Here is a 17920-nt window from a genome sequence, read left to right as displayed (position 1 = left end):
ACGGTTGATTTAGTTAATAATTTAACGAAACTCTATCATCCTGTCCTCCCGAACGCGCCATAACTTCTTATCGCAAAGGCCTTCTGGCGCGCTGAATCAAAAATCCCGGCATAGAGAATCAAGACATCCACCGAGCCAAGGCTCTTAATAGGAGTCATCCGGTACAGAGCTAATCAAAGGCCCTGCGTTGAGTTTTTCTTCACTTTTTTCAGGCTGCGCCATGATCAATATCGAAACTCCCACCTATTACACGGCCACCAAAAAATACAATCTCAGCTTCCCGACCCTGGAACAGGATGTGGAAGCCGACGTTGTGGTCATTGGCGGTGGTTTCTCCGGCATCAATACCGCGCTTGAGCTCGCCGAAAAAGGCATCACCAACATCGTTGTGCTGGAGGCGCGTTACCTGGGTTTCGGTGGCACCGGGCGCAATGGAGGGCAGATCATGGCCGGCATCGGTCACGACCTGGAGAAGATCAAGAAGGACGTGGGTGAGGACGGTCTGCGCCAGGTCTTCGAGATCAGCGACCTGGGCGCGGACATCATCAAGGACCGCATCGCCAAGTACAACATCGATGCCGACTTCTGCCACGGCTACGGCTACATGGGCTTCAACGCTCGCCAGGAAAAGACCCTGCGCGCCTGGGAAAAAGACTTCAAATCGATCAACAGCAAACACGAGATTCGCTTTCTCGGTGGTTCGGACGTCAAGCAAATCATCGGCTCAGATGCCTACAGCAGCGCATTGCTGCACATGGGCGGCGGTCACGTCCATTCGTTGAACCTGCTACTCGGTGAAGCCAAGGCACTGGTTGGGCACGGCGTGCGGATTTTCGAGAACAGTCCAGCGCTGGAAGTCAGCTATGGCGAGCGCATCACCGTGCGCACCGGCCGTGGTTCAGTAAAGGCCAGCAAGCTTCTGTGGGCCTGCGACAGTTTCCTCAACAAGCTGGAACCTGAGCTGCACCGCTCGACCATAAACACTTACGCTTTCCAGATGATGACCGAGCCACTGTCGGACGAGTTGATCAACCGCATCAGCCCGATTCGCGGCGCCTACAGCGACATTCGTCCGGTGATCGACTACTACCGCGTCACCAACGAAAACCGTCTGTTGTTCGGTGCGGCCACACCGCTGGTCGAGCACATTCCCCTGGACCTGAAAGCCTGGAACCGCAACCTGATGCTGAAGATTTTCCCGTACCTCAAGGACGTGAAAATCGATCTGGCCTGGGGCGGTCCGATGGCCTGCAGCCCGAATCTGTTCCCGCAGATCGGCACCCTGCCCGGTCGCAGCAACGCCTTCTTCGTTCAGGGCTATTCGGGCTTCGGCGTCACCCCCAGCCACATCATCTGCAAGGTGCTGGCCGAAGGCATGAGTGAAGGCTCGGCGCGCTATGACCTGGTCAGCTCGATCCACCGCCCTACCATCCTTGGCAAAGATGCGTTTCGCCCACTGTTGCTGACCGCCGGCAAGTCCTGGCACCAGCTGTCAGGTTATTGGAACGGGCGTCGGTAACTGCCAAGGCGCTCTTCCCTTTTCTGTTTTTTTACTCATCAGGAGCAACTGCCATGACCCTTACCACCCTCAAGAAAGACATCCAGCTGTCCGAACTGGACGCCTGGGGCTCCGTTGCCGACCTCGGCTCGGAAATCCTCGAAGGCGAAGTCAAAGCCTTCGGCAAAATGACTTTCGGCGCACCGACCGACCCGGTCAGCAGTGCCTATTTCGGCACCACCCAGGGCAAGTTCCGCATGGTCTATCCGTTCGCCGAACAAGCTACGGTGGTTACCGGCGAAGTGGTCCTGACCAACGAATCCACCGGCCAGAGTGCTCGCTACAAGGCCGGCGACAGCTGGTTCGTGACCAAAGGCACTCCCGTGCTGTGGGAAGTGGTCAGCGAAAGCTTCGTCAAACACTACTTCGCTGTCGCTTGACCGATTCGGGTTGCCGGCGAACAGCCGGTAGCCCCTTGGCGAGGTACCGAACATGAATGCCCTCCCCACCCAGGAAATCGCCGGCCATTGTCTGCAAGCTTTCACTCAACTCGTACCTGCCAGTCAGGCGGCGTTCTACTGTGTCGACCGGCAACTGCAAGCCCGTGACTTCCGGCTGCATTGCATGAGCGATGAGATGCATCGCGACTATCTGGACAACTACCGTCGGTTCGACCCTTTGCAACCGCGAAATTGTCTGTCCAGCGGGCGAGCCGTGGTGCCTCTGGGTTTTGCCATGGCCCGACAGCCGACACGGGACAGTCGGCGCTATCGGGACTTTCTGCAGCGCTATGGCATTGTCGATGTGGTGGAAATCCTCGCCCATCGCGCCGGCCAGCCTCAGGCCGCGATCTCGATGTTACGCACCGCCGAACAAGGCGCCTTCACCACCGACCAACTGGCCCAGCTCAATGCCTTGCAGTCCCTGCTGCAACTCGCCGTCGCGAACATACAGCCCTGCGAAGATCCGCTGACCGGCCTGACGCCCAAGGAGCGGCAGATCGCGTTGTTACTGCGCCAGGGCGCCAGCAACAAGCAACTGGCCCTGGAACTGAAAGTCGGTCTGCCGACCATCAAGACCCACCTGATCAACCTGTTTCGCAAGACCGGCGTCAGCAGCCGCACCGAGCTGGTCGGAACCCTGTTTCTCCAGCTCTGATTTTTTAGCCCGGCTCAACCATCCGGTTGATAGGCGAGCTTGTTTGCGAACCGCATGCTCCAGATTGTTATTTCACTCAACTGGAGCATTGCAATGACAACATCATCCGACTGGATCACCGTTGGCGCCCTGGCCGACGGCTTCGCCCCTGAAGCCTTCATCCTGCCGAACCTGGCCGACCTGAACGGCAAGGCCTTCACGCTGAACTTCGCCAATGGCTGGCAGATCGAACATCGTTTCGACACCGAAGCCCTATCCTGGACCGCTGCCGATGGGCACTCCACAGGCACTGCAAACTATCGAGCCACCTCAGTGCGTCCAGGTCTGTACCTGGTGGACTTCATCAAGCACGAAGGTGGTCAAGCCTGGTCGATCAGCCTGGTGCTCGACACCGTTAGCGCTGCATTCACCGCCGTGATCGGCCGCATGCCGACCCAGGATCAAACCCGTGAAGGCCTCTACAGCCGTGCGCTGGCGGGCAAGCACCTGACCTCGGTCGAAGTCGAGTTTTTGCATGGCAGCCTTGATCGTCCGTGGCAGGAAGGCCAATGCCCTCACGCACCGACCAGCGAACTGAGCGGCCTGCGCAACCTGTATCGCTACAGCCCAAGTGAAGTCTACGAACACATCTACCTCAACGATCAGTTCTATTCCTGGCAGTGCCTCAAGGGCGTCGAGCAAGGCCTGTGCGACACCGACCGTTGTCACTACTACAAGATCGCCGATCAGCTGTACCTGTTCGTCTGGCGCGAAAAGATCATCCCGACCCTCGGCCTGGTGCTGATCGATCTGCAACAGCACCGCAGCGACGGCAAGATCTTCGGTTATGCCGGGTCGTCCTTCGATGAACTGTCGAACTTTCCGGTCAGCTCTTACTGCCAGGTTCTCAACCGGACGGAGTATCCCAATGCCTGAGCCACGTACCGTTGCAATCACCGGTGCCGGGACGGGCATCGGTGCTGCCTGTGCCCGGCTGTACGCAGCCGAAGGCGTCAATCTGGTGTTGATCGGCCGCCGCCGCGAGCCCCTGGAGCAAATTGCCCGGGAAACCGGCGGGCTGGTTTTGGTCGGCGATGCCGCCTGCCCGGACACCTGGGAAGGATTCGTGGCGCAGATTCGTCAGCGCTACGGGCGCCTTGATGTACTGCTGGCCTGTGCCGGCGGCCTTGGCCTGGGCAGCGCCACCGACACCAGCCCGCAGACTTGGGAAGCAGCGTTGCGCAGCAACCTGGACAGTGCCTTCTACAGTGCCCGGGCCTGCCTGCCTCTGCTGCTGGAAAGTACCGGCAACATCGTGCTGATCGGGTCCATTGCCTCACTGGCGGCGGGCCCCGAAGTCTGCGGCTACACCACCGCCAAGCATGCGCTGCTCGGCCTCAATCGTTCGCTGGCCAGAGATTACGGCCCGCGCGGTGTACGAGTGAACGCCGTCTGCCCGGGCTGGGTGCGCACGCCCATGGCCGATCAGGAGATGCAGCCGCTGATGGATTTTTATGGCGAAACGCTGCAGCAAGCCTATGACCGGGTCTGCGCCGACGTGCCGTTGCGACGACCGGCCAGCGCCGAGGAAATTGCCAGGGTTTGCCGCTTCCTGGCCTCTAGCGAAGCGTCGATTATCACGGGCGCAACCGTGGTGGCCGACGGCGGCTCGAGCATCGTCGATGTGCCGACCCTGGCCTACACCCACATGGAGCCGTCTCATGCCTGATGACCTGGATTTCAGCGGTAAAACCGTACTGGTGACCGGCGGCGCCCAAGGCATTGGCCGGGCGATCGTCGAAGCCTTCGCCTGGCGCGGTGCGCGAGTGGTAATCGCCGACCTGCAACTGTCACAGGCTCAGGCACTGGCCAGCGAATTGTCCGGGCAGACGTGTCAGGTCGAAGCTGTGGGCGTCGATCTGGCCGATGCCACGGCAGTGTTCGACATGGTCCGGGCACTGGAGCAACGCTGGGGTCGGCTCGATATTCTGGTGCACAACGCCGGGTATTTTCCGCTGACACCGTTTGCCGACATCACGCCATCCATTCTCGAGCGCACCCTGGCGGTCAATCTCTCGGCATTGTTCTGGCTGACCCAGGCGGCCTTGCCGATGTTTCACCGTCAGGGCGGTGGTTGTGTGCTGGTCACTTCGTCAGTTACCGGCCCAAAAGTGGCTTATCCGGGGCTGAGCCATTACGCGGCATCAAAAGCCGGGGTCAACGGTTTCATCCGCAACGCGGCACTGGAACTGGCCGGACACAACGTGCGGGTCAATGGCGTCGAGCCGGGCATGATCGCGACGCCAGCCATGGGCAATCTGGGGGACGACCAACTGAACGAAAATATCGCCAGTCGAGTGCCCCTGGGACGGCTTGGCAAGGCGGCGGATATTGCCGGAGCCATGCTGTTTCTAGCATCGGATCTGGCAACTTACATCACCGGACAGACGCTGGTGGTCGATGGCGGCTCGACCTTGCCAGAGGTTTGATGTAGCGTTTTTTCATGCTGGAAGGGGGCTTTGAAAAGCCCCCCTTTTTCATTCAAAGAGTCAAGCCGTCCCCACCGCCTGCTGCAAATGACTGGAACGAAAATCCTTGGGTGACAGCTCGAACTGCTTCTTGAACGAGCGGCTGAAATGCGCCGAGTCGGTGAAACCCCATTTGTAAGCGATGGAGGTGATCGATTCGCTACGCAAGAACGGATTGGTCAGGTCATCGGCGCTGCGCTTGAGCCGCGCCCGTTGAATGTAGCGACAGACGCTATCGTCCTGCTCTTCAAACAACCGATACAAATGCCGCACTGAAATGTTCAATCGATTGGCCAGCCCGACGGGACTCAAGCCCGGCTGGGTCAGGGACTCGTCGATGACTTTCTGCACATAACTGCGCAGGTTGTTGCCCTGCAACGAAGTAACGTCATCCCCCGACACCTGATCCTGATCGAATGCCGAACCCAGCAACGATACAAAAGCCGATTGCAACGCCTCACCCTCACCGACTGCGCCCTCGCCCACCCACGCGTCCTTGCACAGCTGATCCACCAGCACATGCAGCATCCGCCCACAGGCCTTGCTCGAGGAAATCTTGCCGAACGTCCGGGACTGGCTGCCAAGCTGTTTGCACACTTCGTTGCGGGACAAGGAGACCGAGACATGCTCGATCAGCCCGAATGGGCTGATTTCAATGGAACCTGCCGAGTCCATCAGCAGCAGGTCCCCGGGTGCCAACTGGATGCTCTGTCCGTACTGGGTGATCTGGCAGTAACCGCTGCGCTGGCTGACCAGGAAGCAATCCTGTTCGTTGTCGTGATCGGCGTTGGGCTTGTCGCGCTTGATAAGCCCTGCGTTGGTACGCAAGTTCGCCAAGGACAGACCGCCCCGGGAACACTCGGAAACCTCGCCAATGAACAGCGAACGGTTGTAGGCCAATTCTGTGTCGAAATGACCACAGGCTGCTCGCAGATCCCGGGTCCAGGTTTCCAACCCATCTTGCATAGACTGATGGATGCTCATGGGGCTCTCCACAATGGCTTTTTGTTTTTGTTGCACAATAGTTAACATGTTATCTATATGCGCGCAACAAGTACGTGTCTGCCAAAGTGGGTAGCACTAATGATGCCAAAAATCGCGAATCAAAGCGTGCGCAACAAGCGCTGCAATCCAGTCAACGCTTCAAGCAGCCAAGTGCGTTGATCACGGCTCAAAGCGATGTAGCGACGAAAGGCCGGCATCCGGTTGACCACCTCGCTGCCACCCATATGCTCCAGCCGTACGCACCACTGATGCCCTTGCAGATCGATGCGCAAGCGTTTGAAGTCCAACGGCATCAAGGCCTGGTGCAGCGCACTGTCTTCCTGCAACCTGGCTTGCAACCTGGCTAATAGCGCGGGATCTCCAGCACGCTGCCGACAGCGGATCCCGGTCCGTCGAACAGCCCCGCTATGGTGCAGTTCGAAGCTCGCCGCGCCCTCAGTCGAGGCAGGCACCCGGATCACGAACTCGGTCATGACCAGGTGCATCAACAGCTGCGACTCGGTGCGCTCGACGATCTCCAATTGCAGGCTGCCATCGTCCAGCGAAGCCCGGGCCGCTGTCGGCTCTGTCTGCTCGAAACTGGCCAGACCGAGGTTGCGCCGCAGGTGCTCGAGCGTCACCCCAGGTCGATAACCGGCTGGGGCGCGTCTGGCGCTGAACAGCTCAGACAGTTTTTGCAGCATGGTCGATATACCCGTTGTCAGGGTGCCCCGGTTCATTGGAGAACTCCTTGGCCAGCACTTCTTCCACCGAAGCAGGCTTGAATGGATTGACCTTCTGCACGACTAACGTCCAGAACAGCGCGTACACCGCGGTGCCACCAAGCATCACCGCGAACGGGACATAGATATCCGCGGGGTTCATGCCGGGCGGCGTGATAAACCACATGCCCAGCAGGATGCCGACGCTGGAAAGGATCTGTGGCAACGGGAAGAAGGGCGAGCGATAGGCCCGTGGCAGATCGGGACGACGGATGCGCAGCATTACCACCGACAGCGTCACCAGCAGATAGGCAAAACTCCAGGCACAAACGGCGGCCAACACTAGATGCATGATGTTGTCAGTGTTACCGCCCAGATACAGCGCATGCAGGCAAGGAATCAGCATCGCCACCAGAATGCACAGCAGCGGCGTCTTGAAGCGTGGGTGCAAGTAGGTGAAGACCTTGGGCAACGCGCCGTCGACTGCCATGCCGTAAAGAATCCTCGGCACACCCGCCATCAGCGTATTGATGGTCGCCGCCCCGGCAAACAGAAAGCCGATCCCCAGCCACATCGGACCGATATTGCCCATCACCTGCTCGGCGAACTTTGGAATGGCCATCGGTGTATCGAGCAGATGCACGCCACCGGCGGCATCAAGCAACACGTTCTCCACTTGACGCTTCATTGCCGCGCCATAGATGAACATGCACGACGCAACGCTCAACAACCCCAGAATCATCGCCTTGGGCATGACCTTGGCCGATTGGCGCAAGTCCGGCGCCAGAGGGGTGACGAACTCACAACCGACGAACATGAACATGGCCATGCCCACCAGCGACAGGATGGTGATCAGGTCAGTACCCACAAGGGATACACCGAACCAGCCATCCAGTTGCACCGCTGGCGCCGCGATCAACCCCAACACGCCAAACACCATCAACGTGGTCCACATGCCGAAGGTCAGAATGATCTCTGCCCTGCCGAAGGCGCTGACGCCGAAGGCATTGAGAATCCCGAACACCACGACGAACCCAACCCCAAGCAACCAGGAACCACCGGCAGATTCTGCCAAGGTATTGAGGTGCTCGAAGTTCACCAGGGCCATGACCCCGGAAAGAATGGTCTCGGCAGTGCCTGCGAACACATGCACGATCAGGTAGGCCGACAACGTGCCAGTGATAGCAAAGAAGCGGCCCATGCCGCAATTGATGTAGTCGTAGACCGAACCGGTAGTCGGCAGGATCGATGCCGCTTCAGCGAAGGTGGTCGCCTGGGCCAACATCATCACCACGGCAATCAGCATGGCCACCGCGAAGGCGCTGCCGCCGATGCCAAAGCCCATGGTCGCGGTGAGAATCACCGGGCTGGCCATGATCAGACCAATGGTACTGGCGAGCGCAGTGGGAAAACCGACCGTGCCCCGGTTCAAATGCTCGGTGAGTCTGTCATTGATCGACATAGTGCAGATCCTCGAAAGCGGATTTTTATAGTGGATGTATCGAGCCGTTCAAGGAGCCGGCGATAAAGCCCTCCCCAGCCAGTCCCTGAGCGAAACGGCGCCGTGTGCAGAGTGACTGTGCTCCTCTGCCACCCAGATCGTCTTGCCCATGTCTGCCGCCGGTCTTGTTGCTCCCTGCCATGCTTCACCGCGTGGCTGACAGGATCAAATGCCTGGCACGCAGGTGAAAGACTTCCCCCACCTCCAGTCGCCCTAATGCGCACTCGACCTATCGAACTGTCCAACAAAAGCTGGGGAAAACAACAATGGAGCAAACACTGAAAGCACGAGCGCTGCCCAAGGCCGTTGGTCTGGGTATCGCGCTCTTGATCGCCGACTCGTCGGCCCAGGCGTACGAGCTGTATGCCGATAACGACACCAAGGTCACGGGCAACTTCCTCGCGGTCTATGGGATGTTCAACAGTCGCAAGAACTATGACGGCACCACAGGCGGGTCTAGCTGGCGCGAAGGATTTATCAAGTATGGCTTGAGTGTCGAGCAAACGCTCGGCGGCCTGGGCAGCGCCTACGGCACGGCCAATCTGGTCAGTTCCGGCACCTGGGGCGATGGCGATGCCGCGGGCATCACCGACGGTACCGAACGAACCACAAAGTTTGATGAAGCCTTCGCCGGCTGGCGTTCCGGCGACCTGTTCCCGGTACTTGGCAAGGATGGCGTGGATGTGTCGTTTGGGCGCCAGGTCATTACTCTCGGTGACGGTTTCATCATCAACGACGACGGCCTGAACCTGGGTAAAGGTGTGGCGGATGGTGAGTTCAACCGAGGTGGTGCCTATTATCTCGCGGCGCGCCACGCATTCGACGAAACGGCCGTCCTGCGCCTGGGCGGCAAGGAAGGCGTGCACGGCAGCCTGATGTGGATCAAGTCGGACAACCGCGCCCAGGCCAAGACCGAGATGGCCGCCAGCACCCTGGAATACACCGCCGCGCCAGGTACCCTCGGGCTGACGTATATTCACGGCATTGACGTCGATGATCGTTATGCCAGCGACTTCCAGAAGCAACGTGAAGGCATGAACATCTATAGCCTGCGGGGCGCTGGCAATGCCGGAATAGAGAACGCTCACTTTTCCTTCGAATATGCCTGGCAGGACAAGGACGCCGGCCCGGAAAAAGCCTGGTACACCGAAGCCGGCTACACCTTTGCCGACCTGCCATGGTCGCCGGACCTGACGTACCGTTACAGCCGCTATTCCAAAGATTGGGATTCGATGTTCAACGGTGTCAACCGTGGCTACGGCACCTGGTTCCAGGGCGAAGTGGCCGGTAATTATTCGGGCCCGTTCAACAGCAACACCGCGATCCAGCATGTGGCGCTCAAAGTCAAACCACTGGAGCCAGTGACCGTTGGCGTGCTGTTTTTCGACTACAAGACCCTGCACAAGAACAATGCGCTGGACCTCGATGGTCGTGAACTGGACCTGTATGCCGAATGGGCGGTGAACGAGCACCTGATCGTCACCCCGTTGGTGGGCCTGTATAAGCCGGAAAAGGATGAAAGCAACGGCGGTAATCAGGTTGGTGGCAACGGCACTAATGTCTACAGCCAACTGACCGTGGCCGTGCCTTTCTAATCCATGTCAGGAGCTGCCTGGCGCAGCTCCTGACGCGGTTTACTGTTTGTGCTGATGCAACATCGTCTGAATCTGATGAGTCGCCTGGCGGGTATTTTCCGCCAGTTTGCGCACTTCATCGGCCACCACTGAAAACCCGCGCCCGACCTCCCCCGCCCTGGCCGCTTCGATGGCGGCGTTCAAGGCCAGCAAGTTGGTCTGGTCGGCGATGCCTTTAATGACTCCTACCACCGTCGCGATCTGGCCGTAGGTCGCCTGATTCTGCTCGAGCATTCGTTGATGGGTGGCCTCGGCTGAACGCTCATCGCTAATGTCGCGCACCGCGCCGATCACTCGGGTCAAGCGGCCCTGCTCATCACGGGCTGCGCGACCACGCTCGCGACACCAGATGTAACCTCGGGTCTTGTGGCGCATCCGGTATTCAAAGACGTATTCACCACTGCCGTGGGTTGCGAGGATTTCCCGATCGAAGATCGCCATGATCTTCGGCAGATCGTCAGCATGGGTGATGTTGACTTGAGCATCCCAACCGTCGGGCAGCTCGTGCGGGGCATACCCCATGAGGAGGCGGAACTGACTGGAAAACCGCATGCAACTGGCTGGATCCTGCACATCACCGTTGACCACGGTGATGTCCCAGCAACCCTCGGTCAGCGTCGACTGCAACAGCTCCCAGATCTGCTCCTCCTGCCGGTGCTGGTGGGACAACTGCACGTGCAGGCTTAACTCGGCCTCCAGCGCCTGCTCGCGGAGCCGGGTCTGTTCCAGCTGTTGGCGAAGCGTTTCAAGCGCCTGCTCGCTGCGCTCCAATTGGCAGGCCTGGCCCTTGGACAGCTCCTCGGCGACCCGCAGACGTTGCACGATTTGGTTTTTTTCTTGTGTAAACCGTTCCAGTTGCAAGGCCTCGGTGAGCGCCTGCTGCTGTTTATGTTTCTTGAAGAACATCAGCCTGTCCTTTGTTCATCGAGTCGAGACACTGGATCTGATAGCAAACGGGAGATGATTGCTTGTACCTGGCTGCTGAGGCGTTTGCTCCTGTCTGCCACACACAAAAGGCCTTCCTGTAGCAGCCATCGTGCATCTGTAGGATAGCGATACTCTCTCAACCCGCCGATACTCGTCCTCAGGCCCTGCCCACGTCCAAACGACGTTTCGGTCCTTAATGACTTCGTGACGAAAACAATAAAAATGTCGCACAGAGGTACATACGAATGAGCCGTCATGATCATGGTCACGCCAGCCTCCTGGAGGCGTTCAGTGCAATGACACTGGAGCTTCAGCGCCTGGCACAGGACAAAGACATCGAGCATTTCCACCACGCCGCGCTGGGCTGCATCAATCAGTTGTTACCCTTCGACAGTGCCTGGTGGGGGCGTGCGGCGCTGATTGAGGGGTTGCCTGAAGAACACAACTCCTATCTCTACAAATTGCCCCGCAGCTACCTGTCGGACTGGCAATCGATTCGCCATATCGACGTGACCGTCGGCAGGGTCCACGACATCCCCGGGCAAGCGGTCATCGTCGACATGCGCGACCCTTCCAACGGTTCCGGACTCAACTGGCTCGGCGAATCCTATGGTATTGGCGAATTGCTGTGCATTGCGTACGTCGACCCACAAACCCACCTCAGCGATCACCTCACGGTGTATCGCGCTCCCGAAGCACCGCGCTTTTCCGATCAGGATTGTCGGTTGCTGAACAACCTCATGCTTCATCTGGTTGCCGCGGTATCGGCCAACCAGATCCGCACCCTTGTGGCCATGCGCGAAACCCTCACCCGCCCGCGCAATCTGGCGCTCGCCGTATGCGACCAGCGCGGCACACTGCACTGCGCGGAACGTGGTTTCGTCGACTTGCTGCTGACCGAGTGGACGGACTGGACCGGCCCTTGCCTGCCGGTGGCAATGGACGCTAATGGGTATGAAGGCAAGCATCTGCAGATCGAGGCCTCGACGGTCGGTGATCTGTTCCTGCTGGCAGCCCGCAGCCGAACTGTGCTGATGCAATTGAGTCCACGAGAAAACGATGTGGCTCAAGGCTTCGGCGAAGGCAAGACCTACAAGGAAGTCGCCCGCGATCTGGGCATGTCACCCAATACCGTGCGCCACCACATCCGCGCCATCTACAGCAAACTCGGGGTCAAGGACAAAGCCCGAATTGCCCATCTGCTGCACGCCCCGCCTGACTGATCTACCCCGCTGACTCGCGCTGACTTTTTAGCTGCCTTTTTGACAGCCACGGGACACTTTTGCCCTTTTTTCCCTATGCCACGTAGGGGCGATCCGTTCGCCGCACAACAACTCAAAGAAGAGACGCAATGCCCATGACCAGTACCTTCACTCGCAACACTGCACTGGCTCTTATCAGTGGTCTGTCGAGCCTGCATGCTGGCGCCGCCGACCTCAACGCCCGGGACTTTTTCGGTGCCCCTTCGGGCACCACCCTGGGCGTGCTGTATTTGCCGGCAAGCCGCGCCAATGATTTCCACGGCCCCGCCGACAGCACGGGCAAGGCCGACCTGAAGGTCAACGCCGTAGCTTATCGCCAGGTCTTTTTCACCGACATCTGCGGCACCCTCTGCACCCCACAATTCATCGTGCCCTTCGCCGACATCAGCGCCCGCCTGCCAGGTGCCAGTCAGCACACCGGAGAAAGCGGTTTCGGTGATCCTCAGGTCGGCGGCACCCTGTTCTTCATCAACGACCCCACCTCGCGCACCTACAGCGGGTTGCTGACCCTGATTACCCTGCCGGTGGGCGAGTACCACAGCACAAATCCCGATGTGTCACCCGGTGCCAATCGCTGGGGGGCAACCTTCGTTTACAACTACACCCAGGGCATCGGTGAAAAATGGGTGCTGGAAGCCAACCTCGAAGCCCAGCTCTATGGCAAGAACGACGACTACTTCAGCAATGACCTCAAACAGGACCCTCTGTATCGCTTGCAAGCTTTTGCCTCTTATGACTTCACGTCGAGCACCTATGGCGCGTTGCGACTGATCCACGCCGATGGCGGCGAGTTGCGGATCAATGAACAACGCATCGATGACACCCACAAGCGCTACACCCAGGTGGGTTTCGAAGTCGGTCACTGGCTCGATAAACAGAATCAGTTGATGTTCAGCCTCTCGCAGAACGTCGCCACCGACAACGGCTATCACGGTACCGACGCATTGCTGCGTCTGGTCCGTGTGTTCTGAATTCATTCATCGGAGCTTGAACATGAACACCCAGACCAAACCGCTGACCAATCAACGCTCGCTCGCATCATCCCAACTGGCATTGCTGGCAGCCATTGTGTTGTTCGCCGCCATCACCCCGACCATCCTCATGACCGCACCGGCTGTGGCGGCGCAACTGGCAACTCAATGGCAGCTGAGCCCGTCACAGATAGGCAATCTGTTCTCCACCGAACTCGGTGCCATGAGCCTGGCCACCCTGCCCGCTCTCTGGTGGCTCAAACGTATCGACTGGCGCCGCGCCGCATTGCTGGCCGGGATACTGTTCATTGCAGCCAACCTGCTCTCGATGCTTGCCCACGATTATTCGCTACTCCTGGCATTGCGCTTTTGCAGCGCCCTGGCCGGCGGTTCACTGATGATCATCTGTCTGTCCAGTGCCGCCTCGACGTCCAACCCCGATCGCGTCTATGGCTTATGGGTGATGGGGCAACTGGTGGTCGGGGCGATTGGCTTGAGCATCCTGCCACGCCTGTTCGAACACTACGGGCTGTCAGCCTGCTACTTGATCCTTGCAGGGCTGATGACGGTCTTTTTGCCAATGGCCCGTTACTTTCCCCAAGGCAGCCCGCCGACTGAGAAAACCGCCGAGCGAGTAGCCCTCGCCTCGAAGTGGAAGGCGGCACTGGGCATTCTTGCCATCCTGAGTTTTTACATCAGCCTGAGCGGCGTCTGGACCTTTATCGGTTCCATCAGCACCCACGCCGGCCTCTCTGCCGAGTCCAGCGGCGAGATTCTTGCCGTTGCTACGGTGACAGGCATTGTCGGTGCGGGTTGTGCCTCGCTGATCGGCAATCGTCTGCCACGCCTGCTGTTGTTGCTGCTGGGTTACGGGCTGATGGCAGGCTCGGTGCTGCTGTTGCTGGGCCAACCTGAAATGCTGCGCTTTGCTTTGGCTGCGCTGCTTTTCAAGTTCACCTGGACCTTCATTCTGCCGTTGATTCTGGCCTGCCTGGCCGACCTCGACCGTTCCGGAAAACTGATGAATGCCTCCAACCTTGTGATCGGTGGTGGCCTCGCCATCGGCCCGACAGTGGCTGGCCGGCTGATCGAAGCCAGCGGCGGTTTCCAATCGCTGCTTATCGGAGCGGCCTGCATCACTTTGCTGTCCCTGGTGTTGATTCTGAGCTGCCGCCCTAGCGCGTGAGTGGTCCTTTTACCCTAAAGAAAATGGAAAGAACGATGAGCCGAAAAAGTGCGTTTTTCTTCGACGAACTCAGCCTCTGGCACAGCGCCGGACTGCACGCCTTGACCTTGCCGGTGGGAGGTTGGGTGCAACCGCCTGCCGCTGCCGGCCACGCCGAATCGCCGGAAACCAAGCGCCGTCTGAAGAGCCTGCTGGACGTTTCCGGCCTGACCCGACACTTACAGGTACGAAGCGCCAATGCGGCAGCGGATGAGGATCTGCTACGGGTTCATACGCCTGACTACCTGCAACGCTTCAAGGCCATGAGTGATGCCGGCGGCGGCGAATTGGGGCCGAACGCTCCCATTGGGCCCGGCAGTTATGAAATAGCCAGGCTGTCCGCCGGACTGGCCATGGCAGCGGTCGATGCCGTACTGTCCGGCGAGGTCGACAATGCCTACTCTCTGTCACGCCCACCGGGTCACCACTGCCTGGCCGACAGCGCCATGGGTTTCTGCTTCCTGGCCAATATCGCCATCGCCATTGAAGCCGCAAAAGCACACCGTGGCCTGGGCAAAGTCGCGGTGATCGACTGGGATGTGCACCACGGCAACGGTACTCAATCAATCTTTGAGGAACGCGGTGATGTGCTGACCATTTCGCTGCATCAAGACAGCTGTTTCCCCGCCGGTTACAGCGGTGAAGCCGATCGCGGCCGCGGCGCGGGATTGGGAGCGAATATCAATATTCCGTTGCCCCCAGGCTGCGGTCATGAGGCTTATCTCTATGCGATGGAGCGTATCGTGATTCCGGCGCTGGAGCGCTTCGAGCCCGAGTTGATCATCGTTGCCTGCGGTTACGACGCCAACGCCGTCGATCCCCTCGCCCGGATGCTGTTACACAGCGACTCGTACCGGCAGATGACTCGCTGCGTGCGCGAAGCCGCCGAACGGTTGTGTCAAGGCCGTCTCGTTCTGGTGCATGAAGGCGGGTACTCCGAAGCGTATGTGCCGTTTTGCGGGTTAGCGACCATTGAGGAATTGGCTGGCATCAGGACTGAAGTCACCGACCCCATGTTGGAGTTTGTGCAGCTGCAGCAACCGAAGGAAGCGTTTGCGGCATTTCAACGGCACTTGATCGATGAGTTGGCCGTAGCACGCTGAGCCTTGGCGCTGACAATGTTGCAGCGCAGTTCAACGGCCCGAGCGTGACGCAAAAAAAAAATCCGATGCCATTACCGGCATCGGATTTTTCTACCCCAAGATCAAACGGTCAGCAGTTGCTGATCAGTCGTTTCAACACGGTTTTGAACGTTTCTATCTGCGTCTCGCTGAATTCGGCAAAGACTTTCTCTTGTTGCGCCTGAGCGATCGCCCAAAGGTCTTCGGTCTGCTCGATACCGGCAGCCGTCAGACGTACACCGTTGTCATCGTCGTTCACCAACCCCTTGCGTTTGAGGTTGGCGACGGCCTCATCGATTTCCCGAACAGGCATCGCCACCTCACGCAACAGATCGTTGGGGTTCAGCCTTGCGTCACTTTCCAGCACCATCAGCATGCGTGCCTCGCTGGTGCGCAGGCCGGTGGACAGTTGCCGTGGCTGGTAGCTGGACTGGTAGGCCCGCACCGCCTGGGTCATCAGGTAATACAGATTGTGGCTGAGGCGCCCCTGAAAATGGCTGCTCGGTGGCTGGCTTTCATCGCGTTTAGTCATGCGGGTATGAGGCAAGACCATGGAGTAGGCGCCCTGGTGATAGAGCAACGGCGAGCGACCGAAATCATCGAACGCCACCACCTTGCCGATCATGATCCAGTGATCACCGCCATCCACCTGCTGGTACTTCTCGCAGTGAAAACGCGCCGAGCAATCGGCGAACACCGGTGCCCCACCCTCGCCCGGTTCGAACTCGATCTCGGCGAAACGATCTTCCTTGGGCCGGGCGAAATTATTGGAAAGGTCAATCTGGTCCGCCGCCAACACGTTGACCGCGAAATGGCTGGCCTGCTCGAACACCTCGTGGCTGTTGGAACGCTTGTCGATGCTCCACAGCACCAGCGGCGGATCGAGGGATACCGAGTTGAAGCTGTTGGCGGTCACCCCGACTTTGCGCCCGGATGCGCTGGCGGCAGTCACCACCGTCACCCCGGTGGCGAAATTGCCCAGCGCCCGGCGAAAGGCCCGTGGGTCGAAGGTCGTTTCAGTAGCTGCACAAACGCTGTTATCAGACATGCAAGACTCCCGGACTGCTTTCAGGAGCAGTCCTGATTGTTGTTATGGGGACGCGGTGACGATCTGGCTCAGATCATGCTCGGGTCGGGCTCCAGTCCCATCAGCTCGCGGCCGAGGATCTGCGCGCAGACGTCGTAGTCGGTGTAGGCATGGGCCCCGGTCATGTGCGAGTCGCGGAACAGGCGTTGCATCTCGTTATGCTCGAACCAGGCATTGCCGCCGGCGGCCTCGAACAACCGGTCCACTGCCTGAATGCACATCTTGGTGGCGTAAGCCTGGTTGGTGCGCCAGAACGCCAGGGTTTCGCGGCTTGGGTATTCATGTCGTTCGCTGTGCTCGGCATGCTCCTGCCAGGTTTTTTCGAGAAAGGCCCGGGCCGCTGCAACCTGATGGGTCGACTCGGCCAGGCGCATCAATGCCGGGGTCGCGGCACCGACCGCCGCACCGGTGTAGGCACGCACGCGGGTTTTGGTTTTTTCACGGAACACCTCGAGCATCCGCTCGGCGACACCCAGGCTCACGGTGGAGAAACCGCTGGCAAAGTAAGGACGGTACGGCGAGTAGAAGATCTTACTGTCCGGGTACAGACCGAAACCGGCGGACTTGCCCTCCATCATGTCCTTGGCTTTCTGGATGCGGTGCTCCGGTACCAGCACATTGTCGATGATCAAGGTCTTGGTGCCGCTGCCTTTCATGCCCGCGGCGAACCAATCGTCACGGATCTGATAGTCGCTGCGCGGCAGCACCGCGAAACAGTAATCCTGGGTCCCCTCGGCATTCTTGCGACGGAAACCGACAATCGCCCACTCGGCGTGATCGCAGCCACTGCTCCAGCCCATTTCACCGCTGAACAGCACGCCACCTTCGGTCTCTTCGGTACGGCCGAAAGGCGCGATGCTGCTGCTGGCGGTGGCATCCGGGTCAGTGCCCCAGACTTCCTGCTGCAATTTGGCCGGGAACATGGCCAGTTGATGACTGTGAGTACACAGCAGACTCATGGCCCAAGCCGTGCTGGCACAAGAGCCTGCAAGCAAGGCAATGCAGTCGGCGAATTGCGGTAGCGATATTTCCATGCCGCCGAACTGCTTCGGCTGAAAGGCACGGTGCATGCCGATGCTTTTGAGCAGCGCAATGTTCTCGTCGGGGACCTTGCGGTTCCGCTCGGCCTCAAAGGCATTGGCAGCGATGGTTGGCAGAATGGACTTGAGGTCTTCGAGGAGCGGGTTTGGCTTTTTCATGGACGGCCCTGCTTATTATTGGATGTCCGCCCGGTGCCCAAATCGAGGCACGGCGCTGGATACAGGGCCAGTATGGAACCCGCCATCGCGATAGAAAATGCACCTTCCAGAGCCAAGATTGTAC

The 17920-nt window shown here is 59.2% G+C and carries 17 protein-coding genes; 11 read left to right on the top strand and 6 right to left on the bottom strand.

What is annotated here, in order from left to right; genetic code table 11:
• Positions 1-220 precede the first annotated feature (220 nt).
• The 6 genes from F475_RS24805 to F475_RS24780 all read left to right on the top strand — a co-directional run bounded on the left by F475_RS24805 (position 221) and on the right by F475_RS24780 (position 5124).
• Entirely contained in the window at positions 221-1519 is a 1299-nt protein-coding gene (locus F475_RS24805) for an FAD-binding oxidoreductase (protein ID WP_018927914.1), read from the top strand.
• 53 nt (positions 1520-1572) lie between these two features.
• Positions 1573-1938 carry a cupin domain-containing protein gene (locus F475_RS24800; RefSeq protein WP_018927913.1) on the top strand — a complete coding sequence of 122 codons (366 nt, stop codon included), beginning with the start codon at positions 1573-1575 and terminating at the stop codon, positions 1936-1938.
• Between the two features lie 52 nt (positions 1939-1990).
• Positions 1991-2656: a LuxR C-terminal-related transcriptional regulator gene (locus F475_RS24795; protein ID WP_018927912.1), complete on the top strand. Its 666-nt coding sequence runs from the start codon at positions 1991-1993 to the stop codon at positions 2654-2656.
• 93 nt (positions 2657-2749) lie between these two features.
• Entirely contained in the window at positions 2750-3571 is an 822-nt protein-coding gene (locus F475_RS24790) for a molybdenum cofactor biosynthesis F family protein (RefSeq protein ID WP_111454932.1), read from the top strand.
• Positions 3564-4364, top strand: coding sequence for an SDR family NAD(P)-dependent oxidoreductase (locus F475_RS24785; protein WP_111454931.1), 801 nt, complete (start codon positions 3564-3566; stop codon positions 4362-4364). Before F475_RS24790 ends, F475_RS24785 begins: the two co-directional genes overlap by 8 nt.
• Positions 4357-5124, top strand: a complete 768-nt coding sequence (locus tag F475_RS24780; protein WP_111454930.1) for an SDR family oxidoreductase — start codon at positions 4357-4359, stop codon at positions 5122-5124. The genes F475_RS24785 and F475_RS24780 overlap by 8 nt, the downstream gene beginning before the upstream one ends.
• A 60-nt stretch (positions 5125-5184) precedes the next feature.
• On the opposite strand, the gene feaR is transcribed toward F475_RS24780, so the two are convergent.
• From feaR to F475_RS24765, 3 genes are all read right to left on the bottom strand, one after another.
• Entirely contained in the window at positions 5185-6147 is a 963-nt protein-coding gene (feaR, locus tag F475_RS24775) for a transcriptional regulator FeaR (protein WP_064617372.1), read from the bottom strand.
• A gap of 119 nt (positions 6148-6266) precedes the next feature.
• The gene (locus F475_RS24770; protein WP_064617369.1) at positions 6267-6851 is read right to left on the bottom strand and encodes a DUF3156 family protein; all 585 of its coding nucleotides are present in this window, start codon (positions 6849-6851) and stop codon (positions 6267-6269) included.
• Positions 6832-8331 (bottom strand): APC family permease, encoded by a 1500-nt coding sequence (locus tag F475_RS24765; RefSeq protein WP_064617366.1) that lies wholly within the window; start codon positions 8329-8331, stop codon positions 6832-6834. The genes F475_RS24770 and F475_RS24765 overlap by 20 nt, the downstream gene beginning before the upstream one ends.
• Before the next feature lie 305 nt (positions 8332-8636).
• Between F475_RS24765 and F475_RS24760 the strand changes: the two genes are divergently transcribed.
• The gene (locus F475_RS24760; RefSeq protein ID WP_018927905.1) at positions 8637-9965 is read left to right on the top strand and encodes a hypothetical protein; all 1329 of its coding nucleotides are present in this window, start codon (positions 8637-8639) and stop codon (positions 9963-9965) included.
• 39 nt (positions 9966-10004) lie between these two features.
• Here the strand turns inward: F475_RS24760 and F475_RS30915 are convergent, their stop codons facing one another.
• The gene (locus F475_RS30915; RefSeq protein ID WP_018927904.1) at positions 10005-10910 is read right to left on the bottom strand and encodes a methyl-accepting chemotaxis protein; all 906 of its coding nucleotides are present in this window, start codon (positions 10908-10910) and stop codon (positions 10005-10007) included.
• Between the two features lie 266 nt (positions 10911-11176).
• Between F475_RS30915 and F475_RS24750 the strand changes: the two genes are divergently transcribed.
• The 4 genes from F475_RS24750 to F475_RS24735 all read left to right on the top strand — a co-directional run bounded on the left by F475_RS24750 (position 11177) and on the right by F475_RS24735 (position 15492).
• Positions 11177-12154, top strand: a complete 978-nt coding sequence (locus F475_RS24750) for a helix-turn-helix transcriptional regulator (RefSeq protein ID WP_111454929.1) — start codon at positions 11177-11179, stop codon at positions 12152-12154.
• Positions 12155-12282: 128 nt separating this feature from the next.
• Positions 12283-13164 (top strand): transporter, encoded by an 882-nt coding sequence (locus F475_RS24745; RefSeq protein WP_177431130.1) that lies wholly within the window; start codon positions 12283-12285, stop codon positions 13162-13164.
• A 22-nt stretch (positions 13165-13186) separates the two neighbouring features.
• Positions 13187-14350, top strand: a complete 1164-nt coding sequence (locus tag F475_RS24740) for an MFS transporter (RefSeq protein ID WP_111454928.1) — start codon at positions 13187-13189, stop codon at positions 14348-14350.
• A gap of 35 nt (positions 14351-14385) precedes the next feature.
• Positions 14386-15492 carry a class II histone deacetylase gene (locus tag F475_RS24735; RefSeq protein ID WP_018927900.1) on the top strand — a complete coding sequence of 369 codons (1107 nt, stop codon included), beginning with the start codon at positions 14386-14388 and terminating at the stop codon, positions 15490-15492.
• 109 nt (positions 15493-15601) lie between these two features.
• On the opposite strand, the gene F475_RS24730 is transcribed toward F475_RS24735, so the two are convergent.
• Both F475_RS24730 and F475_RS24725 read right to left on the bottom strand, forming a co-directional pair.
• On the bottom strand, positions 15602-16558 hold the full coding sequence (locus F475_RS24730; protein ID WP_018927899.1) for a p-hydroxyphenylacetate 3-hydroxylase reductase component: 957 nt from the start codon (positions 16556-16558) through the stop codon (positions 15602-15604).
• Between the two features lie 68 nt (positions 16559-16626).
• Positions 16627-17796: a p-hydroxyphenylacetate 3-hydroxylase oxygenase component gene (locus F475_RS24725; RefSeq protein WP_018927898.1), complete on the bottom strand. Its 1170-nt coding sequence runs from the start codon at positions 17794-17796 to the stop codon at positions 16627-16629.
• Positions 17797-17920 lie beyond the last annotated feature (124 nt).

The organism is Pseudomonas sp. URMO17WK12:I6, assembly GCF_003253625.1.
GTDB lineage: Bacteria > Pseudomonadota > Gammaproteobacteria > Pseudomonadales > Pseudomonadaceae > Aquipseudomonas.
The sequence above is the reverse complement of the archived record's forward strand: the minus strand, read 5'-3'. Positions and strand labels throughout refer to the sequence as shown.

Bases quoted from the DNA above. Each gene is read 5' to 3' on its own strand.
- F475_RS24805 (WP_018927914.1), top strand. From the start codon at position 221: ATGATCAATATCGAAACTCCCACCTATTACACGGCCACCAAAAAATAC.
- F475_RS24800 (WP_018927913.1), top strand. From the start codon at position 1,573: ATGACCCTTACCACCCTCAAGAAAGACATCCAGCTGTCCGAACTGGAC.
- F475_RS24795 (WP_018927912.1), top strand. From the start codon at position 1,991: ATGAATGCCCTCCCCACCCAGGAAATCGCCGGCCATTGTCTGCAAGCT.
- F475_RS24790 (WP_111454932.1), top strand. From the start codon at position 2,750: ATGACAACATCATCCGACTGGATCACCGTTGGCGCCCTGGCCGACGGC.
- F475_RS24785 (WP_111454931.1), top strand. From the start codon at position 3,564: ATGCCTGAGCCACGTACCGTTGCAATCACCGGTGCCGGGACGGGCATC.
- F475_RS24780 (WP_111454930.1), top strand. From the start codon at position 4,357: ATGCCTGATGACCTGGATTTCAGCGGTAAAACCGTACTGGTGACCGGC.
- feaR (WP_064617372.1), bottom strand. From the start codon at position 6,147: ATGAGCATCCATCAGTCTATGCAAGATGGGTTGGAAACCTGGACCCGG.
- F475_RS24770 (WP_064617369.1), bottom strand. From the start codon at position 6,851: ATGCTGCAAAAACTGTCTGAGCTGTTCAGCGCCAGACGCGCCCCAGCC.
- F475_RS24765 (WP_064617366.1), bottom strand. From the start codon at position 8,331: ATGTCGATCAATGACAGACTCACCGAGCATTTGAACCGGGGCACGGTC.
- F475_RS24760 (WP_018927905.1), top strand. From the start codon at position 8,637: ATGGAGCAAACACTGAAAGCACGAGCGCTGCCCAAGGCCGTTGGTCTG.
- F475_RS30915 (WP_018927904.1), bottom strand. From the start codon at position 10,910: ATGTTCTTCAAGAAACATAAACAGCAGCAGGCGCTCACCGAGGCCTTG.
- F475_RS24750 (WP_111454929.1), top strand. From the start codon at position 11,177: ATGAGCCGTCATGATCATGGTCACGCCAGCCTCCTGGAGGCGTTCAGT.
- F475_RS24745 (WP_177431130.1), top strand. From the start codon at position 12,283: ATGCCCATGACCAGTACCTTCACTCGCAACACTGCACTGGCTCTTATC.
- F475_RS24740 (WP_111454928.1), top strand. From the start codon at position 13,187: ATGAACACCCAGACCAAACCGCTGACCAATCAACGCTCGCTCGCATCA.
- F475_RS24735 (WP_018927900.1), top strand. From the start codon at position 14,386: ATGAGCCGAAAAAGTGCGTTTTTCTTCGACGAACTCAGCCTCTGGCAC.
- F475_RS24730 (WP_018927899.1), bottom strand. From the start codon at position 16,558: ATGTCTGATAACAGCGTTTGTGCAGCTACTGAAACGACCTTCGACCCA.
- F475_RS24725 (WP_018927898.1), bottom strand. From the start codon at position 17,796: ATGAAAAAGCCAAACCCGCTCCTCGAAGACCTCAAGTCCATTCTGCCA.